The organism is Rathayibacter sp. VKM Ac-2856 (assembly GCF_013205055.1).
Lineage (GTDB): Bacteria > Actinomycetota > Actinomycetes > Actinomycetales > Microbacteriaceae > Rathayibacter.
Genome location: NZ_JABMLF010000002.1, coordinates 573,736 through 596,857, shown reverse-complemented (window position 1 = coordinate 596,857; position 23,122 = coordinate 573,736). Strand labels below are relative to the sequence as shown.

Genomic DNA, 23,122 nt, shown 5'->3' with positions numbered 1-23,122 from the left:
CGGCTACTCGACCAGCATGGAGGGGGCCGCGTGCCGCGGCTACTCGACCAGCATGGAGGGGGCCGCGTGCCGCGGCTACTCGACCAGCATGGAGGGGGCCGCGTGCCGCGGCTGCTCGACCAGCATGGTGCCGCCGGCCGAGTGGACCCGGAACGGGGCCCGACGTCGGCGCAGCGCCCGATGCGCGTCCACTCGCGTGGGTGCGGGTCCGCGAGTGGACGCGTGTCGGGGTCTGGTGGATGCTCGCGGGCCGTTGCGGGTCCACTGGTGACGGCTGCTGATCGAGGGGTTCGCTCAGCGGACGAGACCCCGCGGGTCAGCGCGCGGTGCGGCGCCTCCGGGAGAGGCCGAGCACGAGGGCTCCGCCAGCGAGGAGGGACAGCGCGGCGGCGGAGAGCCAGCCGGACTCGACGCCGGTGGAGGCGAGCGAGCCGGAGCCCGATTCCGTCCGCGGCGGGACGGCACCCGCGGGGTGCGTCGGCGCGACCGTGGGCTGCGCGGTCGGAGCGGCGGTCGGCTCCGTCGTCGGTACCGCAGTCGGCTCCGAAGTCGGCACGGCAGTGGGCCCGGCCGTCGGCGCAGTGGTCGGCGCACTGGTCGGCTCACCCGTCGGCACCGGCGTCGGAGTCACCGCCGCCCCGAAGACGTCCACCGCGGAGCCGAGCGACGCGAGCACCGTCTCGCCGTTCGCGTCGTCGACGCCGTCGTTGTCGGTCACCGCGAAGACCTCGCCGGTGCCCGTGACGCCCAGGCCCTCGAGCTTCTCCTGCGTCCAGCCGTTGCCGGCCTCGAGCGCGGGCAGCACGTCGACGGCGAGCGTCTTCTCCAGCACCGGGAGCTCCTCGCCGAGCGCGGCGCCCGGCCCCGTCGGCAGCGGCACCGTGTACACGGCCTTGAGCGCCGCGTCCGGTCCGTTGCGCTTGTCGCGCTCGATGACCGCGAGGGTCCCGGCGGGCGTCAGCGTGATCTCGGAGAGGCCGTTCCAGTCGCCCTCGGCACCGGACGGCGCCTCGAGCGGGTAGCCGACGAAGCTCCAGCTGCCCGCCGCGACGTCGTAGCGGCCGAGCCGCACGATCCCGTCGGCGTCGATGGACGCCTCGCGCTGCAGGGCCGTCCAGACGATCTCGCCGTCCGGGCCCGCCTCGATCGTGACGCCCTCGAAGCCCTGCGAGCCGAGCGCGTCGCCCAGCTCGGCCGGCAGCGCGATCCGCTCGGCCACCGCCGCGGACGCGTCCAGGCGCAGCAGCGCGTTCTCCGCGCCGGTCGCACCCTCCGTCACCGCCCAGAAGCCACCGTCGGCGCGCGCCGCGATGCCCTCGAGGTCGAGCGCGGCCGGCTCGCCCGCCTCCGTCACGGTGAGCGTCGCGTCGATCATCGCCGGGACCACCGACGTGTCGAGGGAGTAGATGGTGCTCGGCGCGTACGCGCTGTCGCTCACGGCGTACAGGCGCTCGGCCGAGGCGGGGTCGCCCGAGAGGCCGGAGAGCGCACCCCAGGGGAGCGGCGAGCCGTCGACGTCGGCCGAGGCGATCGTCGGGAAGGCCGGGGCGGAGGCGCCGAGCGCGTAGAGCTGGACGCTCGCGCGCACCGCGGCCTCGGCGTCGTCGGTCTCGCTCGAGACGACGAGCAGGTCGCGCTCGGGCAGGGCGAGCAGTCCCTCCGGACCGGGCGTCGACGGCAGTGCCTGCACGAAACGCGGCGCGGTCGGGTCGGAGACGTCGTACACCGCGACGAAGTTGGCCCGCTCGGCGCCGACGAAGACGTACGGCACGCCGTCGAAGGTCGCCGAGAGCAGGCCCTCGGGCTCGGAGCCCTTCGCGTCGGAGCGCTTGTCGGGGTAGAGGCCGAGGCTCACGGCGAGGTGGTCGAAGGAGTTCCCGGCGTCCCAGACGACGGCGCCGGTCGCGGCGTCGAGGATCGACCAGCCGCGCGTGCCGCCCTTCCAGTCGCCCTCGTTCGCGATCGCGACGTGGTCGTCGCCGACCCAGCCGATCGCGTCGGGCTCGCGCGGGACGTCGGTGATCGAGTCGGTCAGCGCGATGCGGTCGTCGTCGAGGGTGTCGATCCCGGAGACGGAGGCGGTGCCGGCCGAGTAGGAGGCGGTGACGGTGCGGGTGGCCAGGTCGAGGATCGCGACGGCGTTGTTCTCCTGCAGGGTCACCGCGACGGCGGTGTCGGCGGCGTTGATCGAGACGTACTCGGGCTCCGGGTCGCTCGGGGTGTCGAGCACGGCGAGACCGGTGAGCGCGATGTGCTCGGGGACCCAGGTGGAGGGATCGCCGGTGAGGTCGATGACGACGAGCTCGCCGGCGGGGGCCTGGGGGAGGTCGCCCTCCTCGCCGCCCTCGGGTGCGAGCTCCTCGTCGCGCTGGTTCTCGATCGCGATGACGGCGAGGTCGCCGGCGGTGGTGACGTCGATGGAGTCGGGCTGTCCGCCGAGCTCGATCGTCGCCACGGGCGCGAGGTCGCTCGCGTGCAGCACGCTGACGTGGCCGGAGGGGTTCGCGAAGTCGCCGTCGGAGGTGTCGACGACCGCGAGGACGTACTCGCCGGTCGCGTAGACGGAGGTGGGCTCGCCGCCGACGCCGACGCCGCCGAGGGGCTTCGGCGCGTCGGGGTCGCTGATGTCGAGGACGTTGATCCGCTGACCTGCGGAGTCGGTGGAGTAGACCAGCGGGCCGTCGGGCGACGCGCTGGAGATCTCGGCGACGGCGGAGTCGACGGCGGGGTCTGCGGCGTTGAGGTACGCGGGCACCGTGGCGATGCGGGTGAAGAACGAGTCGCCGGCGGCGGCGGCGGGCAGCGCGGCGCCGAGCGTGCAGCTCGCGAGGACGAGGGTGAGCGCGGCGCCGGCGGTGCGGCGGGGGGCGAAGTGACGGGGCACGGATCTCCTGAGCGGGTTCGAAGGAACCCGCCCACGCTGGCCGCCGCGGGTGAACGCGGCGGCGCGCGCAGGTGTCCGGCGGGCGAACGCGCGGGGGCGGCAGGTGTCGCGTCGCAGAACATCAGCTGCGAGTGCCTCTCATCGCCGATGGGCGATGAGAGTGCCTCCTGGCTGATGTTCTGCAGCCGTTCCGGAGTGCCCGCTGGTCGAGCGCGGAGCGGGCGCCCTCCTGCTGATCGAGCAGCCCGCGGAGCGGGCGCCCCCTGCTGATCGAGCAGCCCGCGGAGCGGGCGTATCGAGATCCGCCGTATGCAGCTGGGTGGGTCTCGATACGCCGCGTGCCGCGGCTACTCGACCAGCATGGAAGTGGCCGGTGCCCATGCTGATCGAGTAGCCCGCGGAGCGGGCGTATCGAGATCCGACGTGTGCAGGCCGGCGCCGTCAGCGGCTCGCGAGGCCCGCCGCCGCCGAGCCCCAGCCCGCGAGGGCCGCGCGGACGCGCTCGTCGCGCGCCAGCCCGAGCGCCTCCGCGTAGCCCTCCTCGAGGACGTCGTCGATCCGCACGCGTGCGCCCGTCTCGGACGAGCGCACCGCCGCCTCGACCATCGCGAGGCTCCGCACGTTCGCGTGCACCTCGCCCGAGGGCACGGCCCCGCTGCCCAGCACGCGCACGAACTCCGCGAGCGAGCCCGCGATCTCCTGCGGCCCCGGCTCCAGCGTCGCCGTCTGCGCCGGCTCCGACTCCCGCGCCTGCCACGAGGGAGCGCCGTCGCCGTCCCAGTGCGCCGTGCCGCCCGCACCGTTCACGCGCCAGTCGCCGTTCCAGGACGTCTCGAGTCCGTCGGCGCACCAGCTGCCGGTGTAGCTGAAGCGGACGCCGTCGGCGAACTCGAAGACGGCGCTCGCCGCAGCGCCGTCGGCGTACCAGCTCCAGCCCGGGTTGTACTCCTCGCAGTAGACGGCGACCGGGTCGCGGTCGAGCACGTAGCGCGCCGCGTCGAAGGCGTGGATCGCCATGTCGACGAGGAGCACGTGCGGCATCTCCTCGCGGAAGCCGCCGAAGTGCGGCGCCTTCGCGAAGACGACCGACGCCGTGCCCAGCTGCCCGAGCCCGGCGATCTGCTCGCGGAACGCCGCGATCGCGGGGTAGTACCGCCGCGACTGGCTCGTCATCAGCAGCCGCCCGGCGACCTCGCTCGTCGCCGCGAGGATCAGCGACTCGGCGATGGTCGGCGCGATCGGCTTCTCCGACAGCACGGGCAGCCCGGCGAAGAGGGCCTCGCTGCTGACCGGCAGGTGCGCGCGGGGGACGGTCACGTTGACGACCGCGTCGGCGCCGGAGCGGGCGGCGACCTCGGCGACGGAGCTGCCGACCGCGATCGGCCCGACCCCCTCCTCCTCGGCGGCCCGCTCGGCGAGCTCGACGTCGAGGTCGACGAGGCCGACCAGCTCGGCGTCCGGGTTGTCGCGGATGGTGCGGATCCACGCGCGCCCCATCGCGCCGGCTCCGACCTGGACGAGGCGCACGGTCATCGGACGAGCGCTCCCTGGTAGTCCTCGCCGGCGAAGAACTCGCCGGACTCGTAGCGCTGCAGCACCGGCAGCGACCGCTCCGGCCGGTCGGAGCGCGCCCACTCGACGCCGTTCGCGATCACGCGGCGGACGTCCGGGTGGTGGTAGACGGGGTAGTCCTGGTCGCCGGGGGAGAAGAAGAAGATCCTGCCGTGGCCGCGCTTCCAGGTCATGCCGGAGCGGAACACCTCGCCGCCGGAGAAGGTGGAGAGGAAGACCAGCTCGTCGGGCGCGGGGACGTCGAAGAACTCGCCGTACATCTCCTGCTGCGGGATGGTGAACGGGTGCGGCACGCCCTGGGCGATGGGGTGGGTCGGGTCGACGGTCCAGACGATCTCGCGGTCCTCGGCCGAGCGCCAGCGCAGCGTGCAGGTGGTGCCCATCAGCTTGCCGAAGATCTTCGACCAGTGGCCGGAGTGCAGGACGACGAGCCCCATCCCGGAGAGGACGTGGCGGTGGACGCGCTCGACGATCTCGTCGGCGACGTCGCCGTGCGCCATGTGGCCCCACCAGACCAGCACGTCGGTGCGGGCGAGGACCTCCTCGGTGAGGCCGTGCTCGGGCTCGTCGAGCGTGGTGGTGGCGACGGTCGCGCGCTCGCCGAGGTTCTCGTCGATGCCGGCGGCGATGGTGGTGTGCATGCCGTCGGGATAGAGCGCGCGCACCTTCTCCTCGATCTGCTCGTGGCGGTTCTCGCCCCAGACGAGGACGCGGAGGGGAGCGGCGGATGTGGTCACGGTGATCCTTCTTCTTCGAAGCGGTTAAGCGCTTTACCGGTGCGTGCTCCTAGACTGCGGGCAACCGCGGCCCCGCGTCAACCGCAGCGGGCGCGATGATCGGGAGGAGGCGCGATGGCGACCATGCAGGACGTCGCGCGCCGCGCGGGCGTCTCGATCGCGACCGTCTCCTTCGTCGTGAACGGCAGCAAGCCGGTCTCGCCCGAGACGGCCGAGAGGGTGCGCGCGGCGATGCGCGAGCTCGGCTACCGGCCGCACGCTCTCGCCCGGGCCCTGGCCCGCCGGCGCTCGATGATGATCGCGATCGTCTATCCGCTGGTCCCGTCCCGTCCGCTCAACACCGCGACGACGTTCCTCGCCGGAGCCGCCGAGGCCGCGGCCGAGAACGGCTACTCGATCGTGCTCTGGCCCACGGTCGGCGGCTCGGAGAAGCTCGCCGATCTGCGCTCGGACGGCCTGCTCGACGGGGTGGTGCTGATGCAGGTGACCTCGGCGGACGAGCGGGTCGCGATTCTGCGCGACTCCGGCACCCCCTTCGCCCTGATCGGCCGCACCTCCGACCCGTCGGCGCTCGACTGGGTCGACATCGACTTCGAGGGCATGGTCGAGGAGGCGCTCGAGCGCCTGGCTGCGCGGGGGCACCGCCGCGTCGCGCTCGTCGTCGGACCGGAGGGCGGCACCGACTTCGGCCCCTACGCGCGGTCGCGGGAGGCGTTCGAGCGCGCGGCGGCCGAGCGGGGTCTCGCGTCGGCGCTCCTGCACTGCGAGGAGACGCCGGCCGGGGGTCGCGCGCTGGCGCGGTCGCTCGATCCGGCGGCGGCGACGGCGGTCCTGGTGATCAACGGCGGGGCGGCCGTCGGCTTCGCGCACGAGCTGCGCCACCGCGGCGTGCGGGTGCCCGAGGACCTCTCGATCGTGCTGCTCGCCTCCGACCCCGACGTCGCCGATCTGGCCGATCCGGCGCTCGATCTGCTGGTCGCGCCCGGCCACGCCCTCGGCCGGCGCGGGGTGGAGGCGCTGCTCGCGCGCCTCGCCGACCCGGACGCGCCGCTCCTGCAGGAGCGCATCGGCGGTCCGTGGCGCGCGGGCGGCTCGGTCGCGGCGCCGCGCGGCTGACGCGCGCTGCGCCACTGGCGCGCGCTGTCCCGTGGGCGCGTGCAGCGCCGTCAGTTCCGCGTGCGGTACCCGTGCGGGGTCAGGCCGTGGATCCGCTTGAACCGCCGGGCGAAGTAGAAGGAGTCGTCGTACCCCGCGGCGGCCGCCACCTGGGCGATCGGCCGCTCCGTCATGTCGAGCAGCTCCCGCGCCCGCGCCATCCGCAGCTCGGTCCGGTACTGCAGCACGGGCATCCCGAACCGCTGCCGGAAGAGCGCCGCGAAGTGCGACGGGCTGAGGGACGCCATCGACGCGAGCTCCGCCACGTCGATGCGCTCGGCGAGGTGGTCGCGGAGGAACTGCGCGGCGCGGTCCAGCGAGGTGCCGCGGGCGTCGCCCGGCGGGTGGTCCGCGGCGATCAGCGCCAGCAGGTGCCAGGCCGCGCCTGAGGCGCCCAGCAGACTGCTCGACGTCGTGTCGCGCCCGAGGTGCGTGATCGTCTCCGAGACCAGCGCGACCGCGGTGAAGACGTCGGAGAGGGTCCGCACCGGCGACGCGGAGGTCGAGCGCGTGATCCGGAGCAGCTCGGGCAGATCGCCGCCGGCGAGGTGCAGCCACCAGATCGTCCAGGGGGAGTCGGGATCGGCTCCGTAGCCGTGCGGCTCGCCCGGCGGCAGCACGACGACCTGCCCCGCGGCCACCGGGAAGAGGCCCGCATCCGTCGAGCACCAGCCGGAGCCCTTCGTGCACACGATGACGACGGCGTCGGCGATCGGCCGGCTGCGGACCCGCCCGTGCGAGCGCGCATCGGGGAAGCAGCCGCAGTCCGTGACGACGAGGTGCGCCGTCCCGGGCTGGGTGAGCGCCTCGCGCACCCGGGGGCGCGGCAGCACGTGCATCGTCTCGCCGGGGAACCCTGCTCCGATGATCAACCGGCGACCTCGCCTTTCGAATCAGCGGTATGTCCAGATCTTCCGTGGGATGCACCCTCCGCGGGGCCCTCGGACCGCCTTCAATAGGCGACATGCTCGATGATAGCGCTGCCATTCTCGCCGACGAGGCCAGCAGAACGTCCAGGACGGGTCACCCCGCATCCGCGCCTGCCCCGGAGCACATCGCGTCGAACGACGAGCTGTACCTCCTCGGCCGGTGCCTCGAGGATCGCCCGCAGGCGGGTCTCGTGCCCGAGCACTACTGGGAGGAGGCGGTCTGGCGCGACGCAGGGGACGTGCGCTGCCACGTCGCGCTCGGGCGGACGCTGGCCGCCGCCGGCCGGGTCGACGAGGCGGAGCGGCACCTGCGCTCCGCCGTCGAGCGGCTGACCGCGCGGGGCGCCGGCCCGGTGGACGGCGAGGCGCACTACCGCCTGGGGGCGCTCCTCGCCCGCCGCGGGCGCACCGACGAGGCCGCCGATGTGCTGGCTGTGGCGCGGAGGATCGCGCCGTGGCGCGTTCCGGCCGGTGTCGCCCTCGCCCAGCTGGAGTCGGCGGCCGGTCGGCTGCTGCAGGCGGAGCGGCTGCTGCGCGACGTCCTCGCGATCGATCCGCGTCACGCGCGCGCCACGGCACTGCTCGCCGCCGTGCTGTGGCGGTCGCGGGAGGCCGAGGAGTCGGCGGCGCTCGTCGACGGACTGCTCGCGCGGGATCCCCGGGATCCCTGGGCCCGCGACCTCGCCGGGCGGCCGGTCACCGACGACGCCGACGAGCTGCTCGATGTGGCCCTCGAGTACCGGGCGGCGGGGATGGCGGACGACGCCCTGCGAGTGCTCGCCCTCGCGCTCGCGGTCGACGCCGCGGATCTGGACGCGCCGAGCGGGACGCGGATCGTCCCGCTGGTGCACTACCACGCCGCGCTCCTGCACGAGCAGGAGGGGCGGCCCGACCGGGCGGAGGACGCGCGGTGGGCGGCGCAGCTGGCTCCGCCCGAGGACTGCAGGCCCCTCCGCCTCGCGGACGCCGAGGCGCTCGAGGCCGCCGACACCGACGACACCACCGCGCGCTTCCTCCTCGGCGGCTGGTACGCCGCCCACGACCGGATCGAGGACGCCTTCGCGGCCTTCTGGTCCGCCGCCGCCCACGACCCGCGGGAGGGGGTGCGCGTGAGGGCGCTGCGCGAGCTGGGGATCGCGTCCTGCACCGCGTACGGCGATCCCGAGGCGGCGCTCGCCTACTACGAGCGGGCGCGGGCGCTCGCGCCGCGCGACGCGGGGCTGCTGCGGGAGTGCGACCGCCTCCGCGAGCGCCTCGGCCTCCCGGGACGGCTCGCGCTGCTCGAGGAGAACGAGGCGCTGGTGCTCGAGCGCGACGATCTGACCCTGGAGTACGCCGCCCTCCTCGTCGAGTCCGGTCGGGCCGGCGCGGCCCAGCGCCTGCTGCTGGGGCGCGTGTTCGCGCCCGGCGCGGGTGGAGAGGGGCGCGTGCTCGAGGTCTGGGACGCGACGATGATCGCCCTGGCCGAGGTCTCGACGCCGGCCGACGCCGCCACCTTCCTCTGCGCGGCCCTCGCCCCGCCCGCCTGCCTCGGCGCAGTGCGCTCCACGCTCGCCGACACCGCCGAGCTCCATCTCCGCCGCGGCTGCGCCCGCTCGCGCCTCGGCGACCAGGCCGGCGCCTGCGACGACTGGGAGACCGCGGCGGGGCTGACCGCCGAGCCCCTCGAGGTGACGGCCCCGCGCTTCAGCGGCCAGACGGTCTCCTCGATCCGCGCGCTCCTGGCGCTCGGCCGCGTCGCCGAGGCGGACCGCCTCGCCGCGGCCTTCGCCGTCTGGATCGACGAGGAGTCGCGGATCCCGGCGCACCCGGGCTCCGGCTCGACCCGGCTCTTCCCCCTCGAGCCGCAGCAGGAGAAGGACGAGCTGCTCGCCGGCTTCCGCGCGCAGCTCGCGGCGCTGGCCGCCGAGCGGGAGGAAGCTGCGACGGAGCGGGACCGAGCGGCGAAGGCCGGTTGATAACCTTATCAAAAGGCCAGATTTCGATAACATTATCAACGCCTTCTCGTCGCTGCGGAGCCTCGGGCGCCCTCCTCACCCCGCGTTCGGCAGCAGCACCTCCACGACGCCGTCGGTGATGCGGGTCTCGAAGCGGGGCTGCGGCGAGGTGGCGGGGCCGCGCACGACCTCGCCGGTCTCGAGGGAGAAGGCGCTGGCGTGCCAGGGGCAGGAGACGCAGGCGTCGGCGCCGGTGCCGCGGAGCTCGCCCTCGTCGAGGGGGCCGGAGAGGTGGCTGCAGACGTTCGACAGGACGTCGACGCGCTCGCCGCGGCGGACGGCGAGCAGCGGGGTCTCGGCGACCGTCTTCTTCACGGGGGTGCTCTCGGGCAGCTCGGCGAGCGGGCCGAGCGTCTGCCAGCCGGCGGGGAAGCGGTGCGGGACGTCCTCGGTGTGGTTCGCGCCCGCGGCCTGGCGGTAGCTGAGGTGGCCGCCCAGGTAGCCGCCGCCGGAGACGACGGCGAGACCGAGCATGCCGAGCGCCTTGCCGCTCGCTCGCCGACCGCGGACGCGCTGGATGTAGGACGCGGTGTAGAGGACGGTGCCGACCACGTTGGCGGCCGCGTGCACGAGGCCGACCCGCAGCTGCTGCTCGTGCTGCTCGGACCAGTCGGTGTAGCCGGCGGCGGCGGTCGGCAGCACGCTGAGCACGCCCAGGCCGACGAGGGTGCGGGCGGCGCGCTCGTTGCCGGGCAGCAGGTCGAGGACCGCGGCCGAGACCCACGCGCCGGTGGGCACGAGCACGAGCAGCGGGTGCACCGGATGCCCGATCGGGACGCCGTGCAGGACGTCCCGCACGGGCTGCGGGCGGATGACGGCGTCGACCACCTTCTTGACCCGCCCGACGAGCGGATCCAGGGCGGACACGTTCTCGAGGCGGCTGACGAGTCGGACGAGCTTCACTTCGCGCATGCCCCAGGGCACCGCGCGCCGGGCCCCCGCGACAAGGGGGTTGCGATCCGGGGGTGGGGCGCGGGCGCCCCCCCGCCGGACGTGGAGCCCGCTGCGCGGGCGTATCGAGATCCACCGTCTGCAAGCGTGAGGTCTCGATACGCCGCTTCGCGGCTACTCGACCAGCATGCGGCGGCCGCTCCGCGGGCCGTGCCGCGCGGAGCAGGCCGCAGCCTGCGCGGGCCGCGCCTCCATGCTGATCGAGTAGCCCGCTCCGCGGGCGTATCGAGATCCCCCGTCTGCAGGCGTGAGGTCTCGATACCCCGCCGCGGCTACTCGACCAGCATGCGGCGACCGCTCCGCGGGCGCCGGGCCGCACCCTCCCACGGGCACACCGCTCGCGCGCCGGCATCGCCCGGCCCGAGTGGACTCGGAACGGGGTCCGCCGACGCCCCGGAGCCCCGTTCGCGTCCAGTCGCCGGCGGGCTCGGCCGCGACTGGACGGGCGATGGGGTCTGCGGCGCGGCCGGAGCCCGGTTCGCGTCCGCTCGCGAGGGCGGCCGCAGGCGCGCGTCAGGCGGCGGACGTGAAGAAGGCCTCGATCGCGCGGGTCAGCGCGACCAGGTCGTCGACGTGGGCGAGCTCGCGCGCGGAGTGCATCGAGAGCAGCGGCACGCCGATGTCGACGGTGCTGATCCCGAGGCGGGTCGCGGTGAGCGGACCGATCGTGGAGCCGCACGGCACCGTGTTGTTCGAGACGAACTCCTGGAACTCCACACCGGCCCGCGCGCACACTCCTGCCCACAGCGCCGCACCCCGCGCGTCCGTCGCGTAGCGCTGCGACGCGTTGATCTTGAGCAGCGGCCCCTTGCCGGCGACCGGCTGGTTCACCGGGTCGTGCTTCTCCGGGTAGTTCGGATGCACGGAGTGGCCGGCGTCGGCGGAGAGGCACCAGGACCTGGCCATCGCGCGCGCCCGCTCGTCGACGCCCGCGCCGAGCGCGGCGCCGATCCGGGTCAGCACGTCCTCGAGGAAGGGCCCGCTCGCGCCGGAGCGGCTGGCCGAGCCGAGCTCCTCGTGGTCGAAGGCGGCGAGCATGCTGATGTGCGCGGGCTCACCGCCGCCCGCGGCGTCCTCGGCGCTCGCGAGCAGCGCGACCAGCCCCGCGTGCACCGAGCTGAGGTCGTCCATCCGCCCGGCCGCGAACAGCGCGTCGTCGAGGCCGAAGCGCGCGGGCGGCTGGGTGTCCGCGGTGATGAGGTCGTAGCCGACGATGTCGGCGGCGCCGTCGAGCCCGGCCTTCGCCGAGAGGATCTCGAGCAGGTCGTTGCCCTCCGCATCGCCCAGCCCGTAGACCGGGACGGTGTGCTTCTGCCGGTCAAGCTTCAGCCCGTCGTTCGCGTCGCGGTCGAGGTGGATCGCGAGCTGCGGGATGCGCAGGAACGGCCCCGTCCGCACGAGCACCTCGGCGCCGTCGCGCGTGACGATCCGACCGGCCAGCTCGAGCTCGCGGTCGAGCCACGAGTTCAGCAGCGGCCCGCCGTAGACCTCGACGCCCGCCTGCAGCCAGCCCTTCGACTCCACCGTGGGCCGGGGCTTGAGCTTGAAGCCGGGGGAGTCCGTGTGCGCACCGAGGATGCGGAACGGCGTCACCGCGGTGGCCCCGGCCGGGACGTGCCAGGCGATGACCGCGCCGTCGCGCAGCACGTAGTAGCGCCCGGGCTCCGTGGGCCACGCCGCCGCCTCGTCGACGGAGCCGAACCCCGCCGCGTCGAGCCGCCGGGCGGTCTCGGCCGCGGCGTGGAAGGAGGACGGCGAGGCGGTGAGGAACTCGGCGAAGTCGGCGAGGTGGTCGGCGCGGGAGGTCATCGACTCATTGAAGCACCGTGGAACGGGCGCTGCCGCTCTCCGGCGGAAGGGCCCTCCCCGAGCGGATCACGGGAGCCGCGGCACCGCCGCAGGCCGCGCCCGACGCCGCGGCGCCTCACGGCACGATCGCGTCGATGTACCCGCCGTCCACCCGCACCGCGGCACCGGTCGTCGCCGAGGCGAGCGGCGACGCGAGGTAGACGACCATGTTCGCGATCTCCTCCGGCTCGATCAGGCGCTGGAGCAGCGACTGCGGCCGGTGCAGGCGCATGAACTCGCGCTGCGCCTCCTCCCACGGGAGGGAGTGGTCGACGAGCTCGTAGACGAAGTCCTCGACGCCGCCGGTGTGGGTCGGCCCGGCGAGGACGCTGTTGACCGTGACGCCGGTGCCGGCGGCGGCTTTCGCGAAGCCGCGGGAGACGCCGAGCAGCGCGGTCTTCGAGACGCCGTAGTGGATCATCTCGGCCGGCGTGACGACGGCGGAGTCGCTGCCGATGTAGAGGACGCGGCCCCAGCCCTCCTCCGTCATCCCGGGCAGGTAGGCGCGGGTGAGCCGGACGCCCGTGAGCACGTTGACCTCGAAGTAGCGCCGCCACTCGTCGTCGGTGATGTCGAGCGGCTCGGTGCTGCCGAAGATGCCGAGGTTGTTGACGAGGACGTCCACGCGCGGGACCGACTCGAGCAGCTTCGCCGTCCCGGCCTCGCTCGAGACGTCGGCGGCCACGCCGCGCACGGAGGCGTCGGGCACCGCCGCGCGCACGTCCTTGATCGCCCGCCGGACCGACCGCTCGGACCTCGCGTTGACGACCACCTCGGCGCCGGCGTGCGCCAGCCCGATGGCGATCGCGAGTCCGATGCCCTGCCCCGACCCCGTCACCAGGGCCGTCCGTCCGCTCAGGTCCAGCTCGATCATGCCGCTCCGCTCCGTCCGCCGCCTGCGGACTCCTCGGAGGAGGGTGCCACACGCCTCCGACACCGGCCCCAGGAAGAGCCGTTCTCAGCTCGGGACGACCGGGAGGAGGAAGCCGCCGGGCGTCCCGGACCGCGGCGACTCCGGCTCCTGCGGCAGCGTGTGCGCGGCGGTGCCCACCTCGGTGACGGCGAAGACGTCGTCGGCGACGCTCCCGACGAGGAACACCGTGTAGATCCGCGTGCCGTCCGCCGCGGTGCGGGCGAGGCCGCCGGCCTGCGCCACGGAGCGCTGTCCCGCGCCGTCCGCGAGGGCCGAGCCGCTGGGCTCCTCGACCGCGTCGAGCGGCACCCCGGTCGTCTCGATGCCGTCGGCGCACGGCTCGGCCGGGCCCGAGAACCCCGGATCGATGTCGAACGCGCAGAAGACCGCCCGCCCGTCGTCCGCGACGTGCAGATCCCCCTGCGCCCCGACCAGCTCCGGCCCGGCCGCGCACCCGGCCGTCCCGAGCGCCAGCCCGAGTCCCAGGACCCCCGCGACCATCCCGCGCACCCTCATGCTCCGCAGGCTACCGAGCCCCTCCCGCCGCCGCCACCGCCGCCGCCTGATGCTGGTCGAGCAGCCCCGACGGGGCGTATCGAGACCCACCGTCGCCGACACGGCGGTTCTGCAGACCACCCGTCGGCCCGGGTGGATCTCGATACGCCCGCTGCGCGGGCTACTCGATCAGCATGGACGGCCGCGCGCCGGCGCGAGCAGCACACCGTCGAGGCGTCCTCCAACCGTCGAGGCGTCCAGCTGCACCGGGACGCCTCGACCGTCCGCGGACGCCTCGCCGCCTCGTGCTGGTCGAGTAGCCGCCGCCCTCACCCCGAGTGGTGCCGCCCGATCGGCAGCACGAGCGGCGTCCCCGACACCGGGTCCGCGATCACGCGCGACTCCATCCCGAAGACCGCGCGCACCGTCTCCGCCGTCACCACCTCCGTCGGCGTGCCCGACGCGTACAGCGCGCCGGCCCGCACCGCGAAGAGGTGGTCGGCGTAGCGCGCCGCGAGGTTGAGGTCGTGCAGGACGATCACGATCGTCGTTCCGCGCTCGCGGTTGAGGTCGGTCAGCAGGTCGAGCACCTCGATCTGGTGCGAGACGTCGAGGTAGGTCGTCGGCTCGTCGAGCAGCAGCACGTCCGTCCGCTGCGCCAGCGCCAACGCGATCCACACCCGCTGCCGCTGCCCGCCGGACAGCTCGTCGACCGGCCGGTCCGCGATCTCGAGGGTCCCGGTGGCGCGCAGCGCGTCCTCCACGATCGCGTCGTCGTCCGCGGAGGCGCCCCGCCCGAACCAGCCGCGGTGCGGGTACCGGCCGCGCGCCACCAGATCCGCGACGGCGATCCCCTCGGGCGCGATCGGCGTCTGCGGCAGCAGCCCCACCCGCTGCGCCACCTGGCGCGTGGGGAGGCGGTGGATCGCCTCGCCGTCCAGCAGCACGGCGCCCTCGCGCGGCGTGATCAGCCGCGCCATCGCGCGCAGCAGCGTCGACTTGCCGCAGGCGTTCGCGCCGACGATCACGCTGATCTCCCCGGTCGGCACGCTCAGCGACAGCCCGTCGACGACCACGCGCTCGTCGTAGGCGAGCGTCACGCCGTCGACCGCCAGCGTGGAGTGGCCCGGCGCGGCGGCGGTGGACGGGACGGGAGACGGGGAAGCGGTCACAGCGACCCTCCGGTGCGGTTGCGGCGGGCGAGGAGCCAGAGCAGGAACGGCGCGCCGAGCGCACCGGTCACCACCCCGACGGGGAAGCGGGCGCCGGAGAAGGCGAGCCCGGCGACGTGCTGCGCGATCAGGTCCGCCGCGAGCACGACGACGATCCCGACGAGCGCGGACGGGATCAGCGGCACGCGCGCGTCCGGCACGAGCCGCCGCGCGATCGGCCCGGAGACGAAGGCGACGAACGCGATCGGACCGGTCGCGGCGGTCGCGACGGCCACCAGGCACACCGCCACCGCGAGCAGCCCCAGCCTGCTGCGCCGGATGTCGACGCCGAGCGCGGTCGCCGACTCGTCGCCGAGCTGGAGCATCGACAGCCGCCCGGCCAGCAGCAGCGCGAGCGGCACGAGCACCAGCATCGACAGCGCGAGCGCCGGCACCGCCGACCACGACGCGGAGTTGAGGCTGCCGGTCAGCCAGCGCAGCGACTCCTGCACGTCCTCGAACTGCGCGCGGGTCTGCACGTAGGCGATGACGCTCTGCAGCATCGCGGCGATCCCGATGCCGATCAGGATCAGCCGGGCCCCCATCACGCCGCGGCCGTCCGCGAGCCACGCGATCAGCAGCGCCGTGACGAGGGCCGCCGCGACCGCGATCACCGAGACCGCGCCGCCGGACAGCCCGAAGAACGCGATCGCGACGACCGCCGCCGCGCTCGCGCCCGAGGTGATGCCGATGATGTCGGGGCTGGCGAGCGCGTTCCGCAGCATCGTCTGGAAGATCACGCCGCCCATCCCGAAGCCCAGGCCCACCAGCACCGCGGTCAGGGTGCGCGGCAGGCGCAGGGTGCCGACGGTGAAGGAGGCGCCGGGCACCGTCTCGCCGAGCAGCACCCGCAGCACGTCGAGCGGGGAGTACACGGTGCTGCCGACGGACAGCGACACGACGACGAGCGCGAGGGCGAGCAGCGCGAGCACCGTGCAGCCCAGCGCGGTCCGGCGTGCGCGGCGCCGTCGGCCGGCGGCGATGCCGAGCGCAGCGGTGCCCACGGGAGGACGGATCGCCCTGGCCGCCCGGCCGACGTCGGCGCTCACAGCGCCCGCACCTTCGAGCGGCGCACGATCGCGATCAGCACCGGCGCTCCGATCAGCGCGGTCACGATGCCGACCTCGACGTCGCTCGGGCGCGCGACCACACGGCCGATCACGTCGGCGACGAGCAGCAGCAGCGCGCCGAGCAGCGCGGAGGAGGGGAGGAGCCAGGCGTGCGAGGGCCCGGTGATGCGGCGCGCGACGTGCGGGACGGTGAGCCCGATGAAGCCGATCGGCCCCGCGATCGCGGTCGCCGCTCCGCAGAGCAGCACCGCGGCGAGACCGGCGACGAGACGGGTGCGGCCGACGCGGCGGCCGAGACCCGTGGCGAGGTCATCGCCGAGGGCGAGGGCGTCGAGTCCGCGGGCGCTGCCGATCGCGAGCGCGCCGCCGACGACGAGGAAGGGGAGGACCTGGAGGATGCCCGCGGACTCCGCGCCGCCGACTCCGCCGACCTGCCAGAAGCGGAATCGGTTGAGCGTTGCGTCCTGGGTCAGCAGCACGGCGCTGATCAGCGAGGCGAGCGCCGCGGCGGTGGCGGCGCCGGCCAGTGCCAGCTTGAGCGGGGTCGCGCCCTCGCGGCCGAGCGAGGCGACCGCGTAGACGAACGCGCCGGCCGCCGCCGCGCCGAGGAAGGCGAGCCAGATGAACTGGGGGAGGGTCGTCGCGCCGACCGTCGAGATGCCGAGCACGACGGCGAGGGAGGCGCCCGCGTTGAGCCCGAGGATCCCCGGGTCGGCGAGCGGGTTGCGCGTCATCCCCTGCATCACCGCGCCGGCGAGGCCGAGCGCGGCGCCGACGAGCAGTGCTAGGACCGTGCGCGGGATGCGCCCCTGCACCGCCGCGTCGACGATCGAGTCCGGGTCGGGCGCGGTGAGCGCCGGCCAGATCTCGCCGAGCGGGATCTCGCGGGAGCCGTAGACGAGCGAGAGCACCGACGCGACGACGAGCGCCGCGACCACCGCGATCAGCGCCGGGATCCGCACGCGCGCGGCAGCGCCCCGGAGGCGGGTGTCGCCGTCTCCGGGGCGCCGGTGGGGTGCCGTGTCCTGAGCGGTCACGACACCTTGTCGGCGGCGGTCGCGAGCCCGGTGGTGTACTCGTCGAGCACCCACGGGATGCTCAGCAGGTTCGGCGACGAGGTCGCCATCGCCTCGGAGGAGTCGTCGGTGAGGACGTAGACCGAGCCGCGGGCGACCGCGGGGATCTTCGAGAGCAGCGGGTCGGCCTGGAGCGCCGGGAGGGTGGTCTCGTCGCCGTAGACGATGAGGACGTCGGCGTCGAGCTGGTCGGCGTTCTCGGCGCTGACGGTGCCGCTGAACAGCTCGGAGTCGCCGGTGAGCGAGACGACGCTCGGGGCGAGCTCGAGGCCGAGGTCCTCGACGAACTTCACCCGCGCGTCGTTGCCGGTGTAGTAGGTGAAGGTGCTGGCGTCGGTCGGGTCGTACCAGCCGTAGGTGAAGGTCTTGCCGGCGAGCGAGGGCTTCGCGGCGACCGCGGCGTCGATCTCGTCCTCGACCTCGGCGACCTTCGCCTCGGCCTCGTCGCCCAGTCCGAGCGCCTCGCCGTCGAGCTTCGCGGAGTCCTGCCAGGTGGTCGCCCAGGGCAGGCCGGGGTACGCGACGGTCGGCGCGATCTGGGTGAGGGTGTCGTAGTCCTGCTGCGTGATGCCGGAGTAGGCCGAGAGGATCACGTCGGGCGCGAGGTCCGAGATCGCCTCGAACGGCACGCCGTCGGTCTCGTCGAAGAGGGTCGGGGTCTCGGCGCCGCTCGCGTCGAGCGCCTCCTTCGTCCAGGCGAGGAGGCCGTCGCCGTCCTCGTCGCCGTAGGACGCCTTCGCGAAGCCGACCGGGGTCACACCGAGCGCGAGCGCGACGTCCTGATTGGTCCAGCTGGTCGCGACGACGCGGTCGGCCGACTCGACGGTGGTCTCGCCGAACGCGTGCTCGACGGTGACGGGGAAGCCCGCGCCGGTCGAGGCGGCGTCGGAATCGCTGCCGGTGCCCGCGGCGTCGGCTCCCGCGGAGCAGGCCGTGAGCAGCAGGGCGGAGAGGCCGAGCGCGGCGACGGCGGTGACGCGCAGGGGCGTGCGGCGGGCGGGGCTGCGGCGGAGGGGGCTGCGGGAGGAGAGCACGGCGATCCTTCGGAGGGGGTGACGGGGTTGCGAAGGTTAACCTAACCTAACTTCCTGCCAGGTCGCCAGCGGGGTGAGCGGGATGCGCTCCTCCACGGCCCGGCGGCCCGGTGCGCCGCGCCGTCCTGCGTCCGCCGCGCCTTTGTGCGTCCGCCGCGCCGTACTGCGTCCGCCTCGATCCTCTGCCTGCACCTCCGGCTCGCATTTCCGCCCTCGGCTCGTCAGATCGCCCGATCCCCGCGTGCCGGAGCCGTTTCCGCGTGCCCGACGTCGCCGCGGCGACCTCCGGCTCGTGAATCCGCCTCCGGCTCGCGGGATCGACCTGTTTCCGCGTGCCGAAGCTCGTTTCGCGTACCCGAGGTGGCTGTGCGGGATCCCCGGCTCGTAAATCCGCCTTCGGCTCGTGGGATCGACCTGTTTCCGCGTGCCGAAGCTCGTTTCACGTGCCGGAGGTGGCTGTGCGGGATCTCCGGCTCGTGAATTCGCCTCCGGCCGCTTTCCGCGTGCCGAAGCTCGTTCCGCGTGCCGAAGCCGGCTGTGCGGATCTCCGGCTCGTGAATCCGGCTCCGGCTCGCGGGATCGGCCGCTTTCCGCGTGCCGAAGCTCGTTTCACGTGCCGGAGGTGGCCGTGCGGGATCCCCGGCTCGTGAATCCGGCTCCGGCCGCTTTCCGCGTGCCGAAGCTCGTTCCGCGTGCCGAAGCCGGCTGTGCGGATCTCCGGCTCGTGAATTCGGCTCCGGCTCGCAGATCCGGCTGGTTTCCGCGTTCCGGAGCTCGTTTCGCGTGCCAAGGGTGGCTGTGCGGGATGTTCGGCTCGTGGCTTCGGCTTCGGCTCGTGGGATCGGCTGGATTCCGCGTGCCGGAGGTGGTTCCGCGTGCCGGAGGTCCGCCTGGATCAGCCGGTCGACCCCGAGGAGACCACGCCGTCTCGTGCTGGCGGATCCTCGCCCTCGGCCGCGGTCGTCCCGCCACCCGCGCCCGCGCCCTCCGCCACCCGCGCGCCGCGCGGCCGCAGCTCGCTCACGAGCGTGCCCGCGACGATCAGCGCCGCCCCCACCAGCGCGAGCGCCGGCAGCCGGTCGCCCGCGAGCCGCCCGATCACCCCGCCCCAGACCGGCTCGGCCGAGTAGATGATCGTCGCGCGCGTCGGCGAGACCGAGCGCTGCGCCCAGTTCATCGTCAGCTGGATCAGGCAGCTGCTGGCGCCGAGGGCGAGGGCGGCGACGAGCCAGACCCACGAGAACGCGGGGACCGCCTCGCCGGCGAGCGGCATGCAGGCGAAGGAGAGGACACCGGCGACCAGGAGCTGCACCACCGTCACTCGCCCGAGGTCGACCCGGCCGGCGAACGCGCTGATCAGGATGATCTCGGCGGCGATCGGCAGGGTGCTGATCAGCGTGGCGATCTCGCCCGCGCCCAGCCCCACCCCCGTCTGCGGCCCCGCGATCAGCAGCAGTCCGGCGAACGCGAGCCCGACGCCCACGAGCGTCGGCACGCCGGGCCTGCGCCGCAGGACGACCCACTGCAGCAGCGGCACGATCGGCACGTACAGTGCGGTGAGGAAGGCCGAGGTGCTGCTCGAGACCGTCTGCAGTCCGTAGGTCTGCAGCCCGTAGCCGAGGAAGATCATCGCGCCGATCGCCGCTCCCGCGCCCAGGTCGATCCGCCGCATCCCGCGCAGCGACCGGTGGAAGACCAGCGCGCTGATCACCCCCGCCGCCACGAATCGCACGCCGACGAAGAAGAGCGGACCGCTGTGCTGCATCGCGACGTGCACCGCCAGGAAGGTCCCGCCCCAGAGCGCCGTGATCCCGATCAGCGCCCACTCGGGTCGCGAGAACCGGACGGCCGAGAGGAGTCGAGTGCGCAGCATTCTGCACACTATAGAGTGCAGAATGATGCGCACGCCAGAGCCCTCCGCCGTCCTCGCCCACGTCGGCAGCAACCTCCGCCGCGCCCGCACGGACGCCGGCCTGAGTCAGGCGGCGCTCGCCGAGCTCTCCGGCATCAGCCGGCGCACCATCGTCAATCTCGAGGCGGGCGAGGCGAACATCAGCCTCACCGGCGTCGACCGCCTCGCCGCCGCGCTGGGCTCGAGCTTCACCGCCCTCGTCTCGGCACCCGGATCCGCCCCCACGGCGATCGACGAGGTGGCGTGGCGCGGCGCCGATGCGGCGAGCGTCGCCGTCCTGCTCGCCTCCGTCCCGTCCCGCGCCGAGGCGCAGCTCTGGACCTGGACCCTCGGCCCCGGCGACCGCTACCGCGCGCAGCCCGATCCCGAGGGCTGGCACGAGATCCTCCTGGTCACTTCCGGCGTGCTCCTGCTCGAGCGCGACGGCGAGGCGGACGTCCGGCTCGCCGTCGGGCAGCACGTCGCCTTCTCGACCGCCCGCGCCTACGCCTACGCGAACCCCGCCGACGACGCGCCCGCGGTCTTCACCCGCATCGTCGTCAGCTGATCCGGCCCGGGACGCCGGTCGACCGGGTCCCGCCATCGCACCGCTCTGCGCCACCTCGCCCGTTCTCCGCCGCAGATGAGGTTCTTCCGGCGCGACGTCAGCAGAATGACCACCTCACGGTCTGCGAGCGGTGACCCGACGGCTCGGGTCCTCCGCCACTGGTCGCAGCGAAGGAAAGGGATCACCATGACGCTCCGGAAGACCTTGGCCATCTGCTCGGCGACGATCGCACTCCTCGGTCTGGCGGCCGCGCCGGCGGCGACGGCGGACGAGAGCACCGCCCCCGCGGTCGCGGCAGCCGTCGAGCAGGCCTCCGTCCTGGGGTCCGCCGCACAGGGCGCGCACGGGGCCGCCCCGGGCACCGCTCCCTGGTACACGGCCGTCAGCATCGCGGAGGCGATCGCCCGGAGCAGCGCAGGCGGGTCCTCGACGCCGGTGTCGGAGCGCATCCTCGGGTTCTCGAACTCGGGCGCGCCGGAGCCCGTCACCGTCGAGCTGAGCTATCGGCAGAGCGACGGCGGCTCCCACACGCAGGTGTCGCCCCTCCTGCCGACGAGCGGTGGCCCCTGGACGGCGTCGCTCCCCGGGGACGCGTGGGACGTCGACATCACGGTGCGGAGCGCCTCCGGAGCCGTCCTCGCCGAGCGGAGCTACCCCGGGGAGATGCCCGACGGGAACCCCACGATCTACTGGGAGTACCGGAGCTACTTCAACCTCCCCGGCTACACCTTCGGCTGGTGAGCCGCCGGTAGGGCCTCGGCCGACCGCGCCGCGGGGTGATCACCTCGCGGCGCGGTCCTGCGTCGGCGGCGTCCACGCGCCGTCCGGGTGGAGGGCGCCGGCGATGGTCGCGGCGATCGCCTGCAGCTCCCGCCGCTGCCGGGCGGTGAGCGGATCGAGCACCGCCGCGCGGACGAGGGCCTCGTGCCCCGGTGCGGCCTGCGCCTGCTGGGCCGCCCCCGCCTCGGTCAGCGTCGCGAGCGTCGTGCGGCCGTCCTCCGGATCGGGGCGCCGCTCGACCCAGTCGCGCGCCTCCAGCCGCGCGACCGCGCGCGAGAGCCGCGACAGCGAGCAGTTCGCGAAGCCCGCGAGGGTGCTCATCCGCAGGGTCCGCTCCGGCGCCGCGGCGAGGGCGTAGAGCAGTCCGTACTCGAAGTGGCTGAGCCCGGAGTCGCGCAGCAGCTGCGCGTCCAGCGCCGCGGGGAGCCGCTCGAGCACGGTCGCGAGCGCGCTCCAGGCGGCGAGGTCGTCCCCGCTCAGCGGGGCGTCGGCGGGGTCGGTCACGTCGACAGCGTAGTGCGACTTCACTTGACGAGGAAAGTGATCCCGCTACAGTTTCCCAGGCAAGCAAACGGCTCGCACGAGGAACGAGGGTGGATCACGATGGATCTGGAACTGACGGGCAAGCGCGCTTTCGTGAGCGGATCGACGCAGGGCATCGGCCGGGCGATCGCGCTCGCCCTGCTGCGGGAGGGCGTCGAGGTCGTCGTCCACGGACGCGGTGAGGCGGGCGTCCGAGCCGCGGTCGAGGGCCTCCGGACGCAGGTCCCCGGCGCCGCCGTCTCCGGTCTCGCGGCCGACGTCGCCGATGCGGAGGCGATGGACCGGCTGCTGGCGCGCCTCGGCCGGGTGGACGTCCTGGTCAACAACGTCGGACTGTTCGAGGTCGCACCCTTCACCGCGATCACCGACGAGCAGTGGCTGCGCTACTTCACCGTGAACGTGCTGAGCGGCGTCCGCCTCTCCCGGCACGTCCTCGACGCCATGCTCGAGGCGGGCTGGGGGCGCATCGTCTTCGTCAGCAGCGAGTCCGGCGTGAGCGTCCCCGGCGACATGACGCACTACGGAGTCACGAAGGCGGGCGTGCTCGCGCTCGGCAACGGCCTGGCCAAGCTGACCCGCGGCACCGGGGTCACGGTGAACACGGTCCTCGGCGGGCCGACCTGGTCCGACGGGGTCGCGAGCAGCGTCCAGGGCATCGCCGACGCCCGCGGCGTGCCGGTCGACGCCCTCCGCGCGGCGATCATCGGCGGAAACGCGACCTCGCTCGTCGAGCGCTTCCTCGAGCCGGACGAGATCGCCTCGCTGGTGGCATATCTCGCCAGCCCGCGCGCCTCCGCCACGAACGGCGCGGCCCTGCGCGCGGACGGCGGCGTGCTCACCGGCCTGCTCTAGATCGCGGCCGCTCGAGGGCTCATCCGCCCTGGGACGCGTCCGCTGAGCCGCCCGCCGCGCCCTTCGCAGCACGGCCGCCCTTCGCCGCCCGCCGCCTCGCCGACCTCGGCGGCGCCTCCCGGAGCCGCTGGGCGACCCGGCCGAGGATGCGCGCGAGCTCGTCGGCGTCGGCGTCGGTGAGCGGTGCGAACAGCAGTCCGTGCACGGTCGCGATGTGGCCGGGGAAGACCGCGGCGAGGACCTCGCGGCCGGCCGCGGTGAGGGCGACGACCGTGCTGCGCTCGTCGTCCGGCGAGGGGGAGCGCGTGACGAGCCCGCGCTGCTCGAGCAGCTGCGCCTGGTAGGTGAGACCGCTGCGGCTGTGGACGACGCCGTCGGCGAGGTCGGTCATCCGCTGCCGGCCACCCGGGGCGTCGCCGAGCCGCGCCAGGAGCTGGAACTGCAGATAGCTGAGATCGCCCGCCTCCCGCAGCTGCTCCTCGACCGCGGGCCGCAGCAGGCTGCCCACTTCGGTGAAGGCCAGGTATGCCGTGAGCTGAGTCGCCGTGAGCTCCGAGGCCGCGGTCTCCGTGGCCGCGGTCTGTCCGCCCGCGGGTGCTGGTTCCGTCATGCCGTC

Annotated in this window: 20 protein-coding genes; 5 read left to right on the top strand and 15 right to left on the bottom strand. The window is 74.4% G+C overall.

All coding sequences use genetic code 11. The features are described from left to right. Positions 1–316: 316 nt before the first annotated feature. From HQQ82_RS20595 to HQQ82_RS09695, 3 genes are all read right to left on the bottom strand, one after another. Positions 317–2,884 carry an esterase-like activity of phytase family protein gene (locus HQQ82_RS20595; RefSeq protein WP_173232804.1) on the bottom strand — a complete coding sequence of 856 codons (2,568 nt, stop codon included), beginning with the start codon at positions 2,882–2,884 and terminating at the stop codon, positions 317–319. Positions 2,885–3,325: 441 nt separating this feature from the next. Then, positions 3,326–4,417, bottom strand: coding sequence for a Gfo/Idh/MocA family protein (locus HQQ82_RS09700; RefSeq protein ID WP_173232803.1), 1,092 nt, complete (start codon positions 4,415–4,417; stop codon positions 3,326–3,328). Continuing rightward, on the bottom strand, positions 4,414–5,193 hold the full coding sequence (locus tag HQQ82_RS09695) for a ThuA domain-containing protein (RefSeq protein WP_173232802.1): 780 nt from the start codon (positions 5,191–5,193) through the stop codon (positions 4,414–4,416). Before HQQ82_RS09695 ends, HQQ82_RS09700 begins: the two co-directional genes overlap by 4 nt. Positions 5,194–5,307: 114 nt before the next feature. On the opposite strand from HQQ82_RS09695, the gene HQQ82_RS09690 reads away from it, so the two are divergent. Further along, on the top strand, positions 5,308–6,309 hold the full coding sequence (locus HQQ82_RS09690) for a LacI family DNA-binding transcriptional regulator (protein ID WP_173232801.1): 1,002 nt from the start codon (positions 5,308–5,310) through the stop codon (positions 6,307–6,309). A 50-nt stretch (positions 6,310–6,359) separates the two neighbouring features. Here the strand turns inward: HQQ82_RS09690 and HQQ82_RS09685 are convergent, their stop codons facing one another. Next, complete coding sequence (locus tag HQQ82_RS09685) at positions 6,360–7,220, bottom strand: helix-turn-helix domain-containing protein (RefSeq protein ID WP_173232800.1); 861 nt, start codon at positions 7,218–7,220, stop codon at positions 6,360–6,362. Positions 7,221–7,468: 248 nt separating this feature from the next. Here HQQ82_RS09685 and HQQ82_RS09680 point away from each other — a divergent pair, with 248 nt between their 5' ends. Beyond that, a complete protein-coding gene (locus HQQ82_RS09680) occupies positions 7,469–9,235 on the top strand; it encodes a tetratricopeptide repeat protein (RefSeq protein ID WP_173232799.1) in 1,767 nt (588 codons plus the stop codon). A gap of 75 nt (positions 9,236–9,310) precedes the next feature. On the opposite strand, the gene HQQ82_RS09675 is transcribed toward HQQ82_RS09680, so the two are convergent. The 9 genes from HQQ82_RS09675 to HQQ82_RS09635 all read right to left on the bottom strand — a co-directional run bounded on the left by HQQ82_RS09675 (position 9,311) and on the right by HQQ82_RS09635 (position 19,745). After that, on the bottom strand, positions 9,311–10,186 hold the full coding sequence (locus tag HQQ82_RS09675) for a Rieske 2Fe-2S domain-containing protein (RefSeq protein WP_173232798.1): 876 nt from the start codon (positions 10,184–10,186) through the stop codon (positions 9,311–9,313). Positions 10,187–10,738: 552 nt separating this feature from the next. Further along, on the bottom strand, positions 10,739–12,034 hold the full coding sequence (locus tag HQQ82_RS09670) for a M18 family aminopeptidase (protein WP_173232797.1): 1,296 nt from the start codon (positions 12,032–12,034) through the stop codon (positions 10,739–10,741). A 115-nt stretch (positions 12,035–12,149) separates the two neighbouring features. Further along, positions 12,150–12,944, bottom strand: a complete 795-nt coding sequence (locus HQQ82_RS09665) for an SDR family oxidoreductase (protein ID WP_173233002.1) — start codon at positions 12,942–12,944, stop codon at positions 12,150–12,152. Positions 12,945–13,031: 87 nt separating this feature from the next. Next, positions 13,032–13,502: a hypothetical protein gene (locus HQQ82_RS09660; RefSeq protein WP_173232796.1), complete on the bottom strand. Its 471-nt coding sequence runs from the start codon at positions 13,500–13,502 to the stop codon at positions 13,032–13,034. Between the two features lie 308 nt (positions 13,503–13,810). Further along, on the bottom strand, positions 13,811–14,596 hold the full coding sequence (locus HQQ82_RS09655; RefSeq protein WP_216848503.1) for an ABC transporter ATP-binding protein: 786 nt from the start codon (positions 14,594–14,596) through the stop codon (positions 13,811–13,813). A gap of 53 nt (positions 14,597–14,649) precedes the next feature. Further along, entirely contained in the window at positions 14,650–15,741 is a 1,092-nt protein-coding gene (locus HQQ82_RS09650) for a FecCD family ABC transporter permease (protein ID WP_367947898.1), read from the bottom strand. Then, the gene (locus HQQ82_RS09645) at positions 15,738–16,799 is read right to left on the bottom strand and encodes a FecCD family ABC transporter permease (protein WP_367947897.1); all 1,062 of its coding nucleotides are present in this window, start codon (positions 16,797–16,799) and stop codon (positions 15,738–15,740) included. The genes HQQ82_RS09650 and HQQ82_RS09645 overlap by 4 nt, the downstream gene beginning before the upstream one ends. Beyond that, positions 16,796–17,872, bottom strand: coding sequence for an iron-siderophore ABC transporter substrate-binding protein (locus tag HQQ82_RS09640; protein WP_173232794.1), 1,077 nt, complete (start codon positions 17,870–17,872; stop codon positions 16,796–16,798). Before HQQ82_RS09640 ends, HQQ82_RS09645 begins: the two co-directional genes overlap by 4 nt. Positions 17,873–18,767: 895 nt before the next feature. Further along, the gene (locus HQQ82_RS09635; RefSeq protein ID WP_173232793.1) at positions 18,768–19,745 is read right to left on the bottom strand and encodes a DMT family transporter; all 978 of its coding nucleotides are present in this window, start codon (positions 19,743–19,745) and stop codon (positions 18,768–18,770) included. Between the two features lie 25 nt (positions 19,746–19,770). Here HQQ82_RS09635 and HQQ82_RS09630 point away from each other — a divergent pair, with 25 nt between their 5' ends. Both HQQ82_RS09630 and HQQ82_RS09625 read left to right on the top strand, forming a co-directional pair. Beyond that, positions 19,771–20,331, top strand: coding sequence for a helix-turn-helix transcriptional regulator (locus HQQ82_RS09630; RefSeq protein ID WP_173232792.1), 561 nt, complete (start codon positions 19,771–19,773; stop codon positions 20,329–20,331). 186 nt (positions 20,332–20,517) lie between these two features. Continuing rightward, positions 20,518–21,072, top strand: a complete 555-nt coding sequence (locus HQQ82_RS09625) for a hypothetical protein (RefSeq protein ID WP_173232791.1) — start codon at positions 20,518–20,520, stop codon at positions 21,070–21,072. Positions 21,073–21,111: 39 nt separating this feature from the next. Here HQQ82_RS09625 and HQQ82_RS09620 read toward each other — a convergent pair whose 3' ends face one another. Next, positions 21,112–21,615: a MarR family transcriptional regulator gene (locus tag HQQ82_RS09620; RefSeq protein ID WP_173232790.1), complete on the bottom strand. Its 504-nt coding sequence runs from the start codon at positions 21,613–21,615 to the stop codon at positions 21,112–21,114. A 99-nt stretch (positions 21,616–21,714) separates the two neighbouring features. Here HQQ82_RS09620 and HQQ82_RS09615 point away from each other — a divergent pair, with 99 nt between their 5' ends. Beyond that, the gene (locus HQQ82_RS09615) at positions 21,715–22,506 is read left to right on the top strand and encodes an SDR family NAD(P)-dependent oxidoreductase (RefSeq protein ID WP_173232789.1); all 792 of its coding nucleotides are present in this window, start codon (positions 21,715–21,717) and stop codon (positions 22,504–22,506) included. Positions 22,507–22,525: 19 nt separating this feature from the next. On the opposite strand, the gene HQQ82_RS09610 is transcribed toward HQQ82_RS09615, so the two are convergent. Continuing rightward, the gene (locus HQQ82_RS09610; protein ID WP_173232788.1) at positions 22,526–23,116 is read right to left on the bottom strand and encodes a MarR family winged helix-turn-helix transcriptional regulator; all 591 of its coding nucleotides are present in this window, start codon (positions 23,114–23,116) and stop codon (positions 22,526–22,528) included. Positions 23,117–23,122: the final 6 nt, after the last annotated feature.

Bases quoted from the DNA above. Each gene is read 5' to 3' on its own strand.
- HQQ82_RS09700 (WP_173232803.1), bottom strand. From the start codon at position 4,417: ATGACCGTGCGCCTCGTCCAGGTCGGAGCCGGCGCGATGGGGCGCGCG.
- HQQ82_RS09690 (WP_173232801.1), top strand. From the start codon at position 5,308: ATGGCGACCATGCAGGACGTCGCGCGCCGCGCGGGCGTCTCGATCGCG.
- HQQ82_RS09675 (WP_173232798.1), bottom strand. From the start codon at position 10,186: ATGCGCGAAGTGAAGCTCGTCCGACTCGTCAGCCGCCTCGAGAACGTG.
- HQQ82_RS09670 (WP_173232797.1), bottom strand. From the start codon at position 12,034: ATGACCTCCCGCGCCGACCACCTCGCCGACTTCGCCGAGTTCCTCACC.
- HQQ82_RS09660 (WP_173232796.1), bottom strand. From the start codon at position 13,502: ATGAGGGTGCGCGGGATGGTCGCGGGGGTCCTGGGACTCGGGCTGGCG.
- HQQ82_RS09635 (WP_173232793.1), bottom strand. From the start codon at position 19,745: ATGCTGCGCACTCGACTCCTCTCGGCCGTCCGGTTCTCGCGACCCGAG.
- HQQ82_RS09630 (WP_173232792.1), top strand. From the start codon at position 19,771: ATGCGCACGCCAGAGCCCTCCGCCGTCCTCGCCCACGTCGGCAGCAAC.
- HQQ82_RS09625 (WP_173232791.1), top strand. From the start codon at position 20,518: ATGACGCTCCGGAAGACCTTGGCCATCTGCTCGGCGACGATCGCACTC.
- HQQ82_RS09615 (WP_173232789.1), top strand. From the start codon at position 21,715: ATGGATCTGGAACTGACGGGCAAGCGCGCTTTCGTGAGCGGATCGACG.
- HQQ82_RS09610 (WP_173232788.1), bottom strand. From the start codon at position 23,116: ATGACGGAACCAGCACCCGCGGGCGGACAGACCGCGGCCACGGAGACC.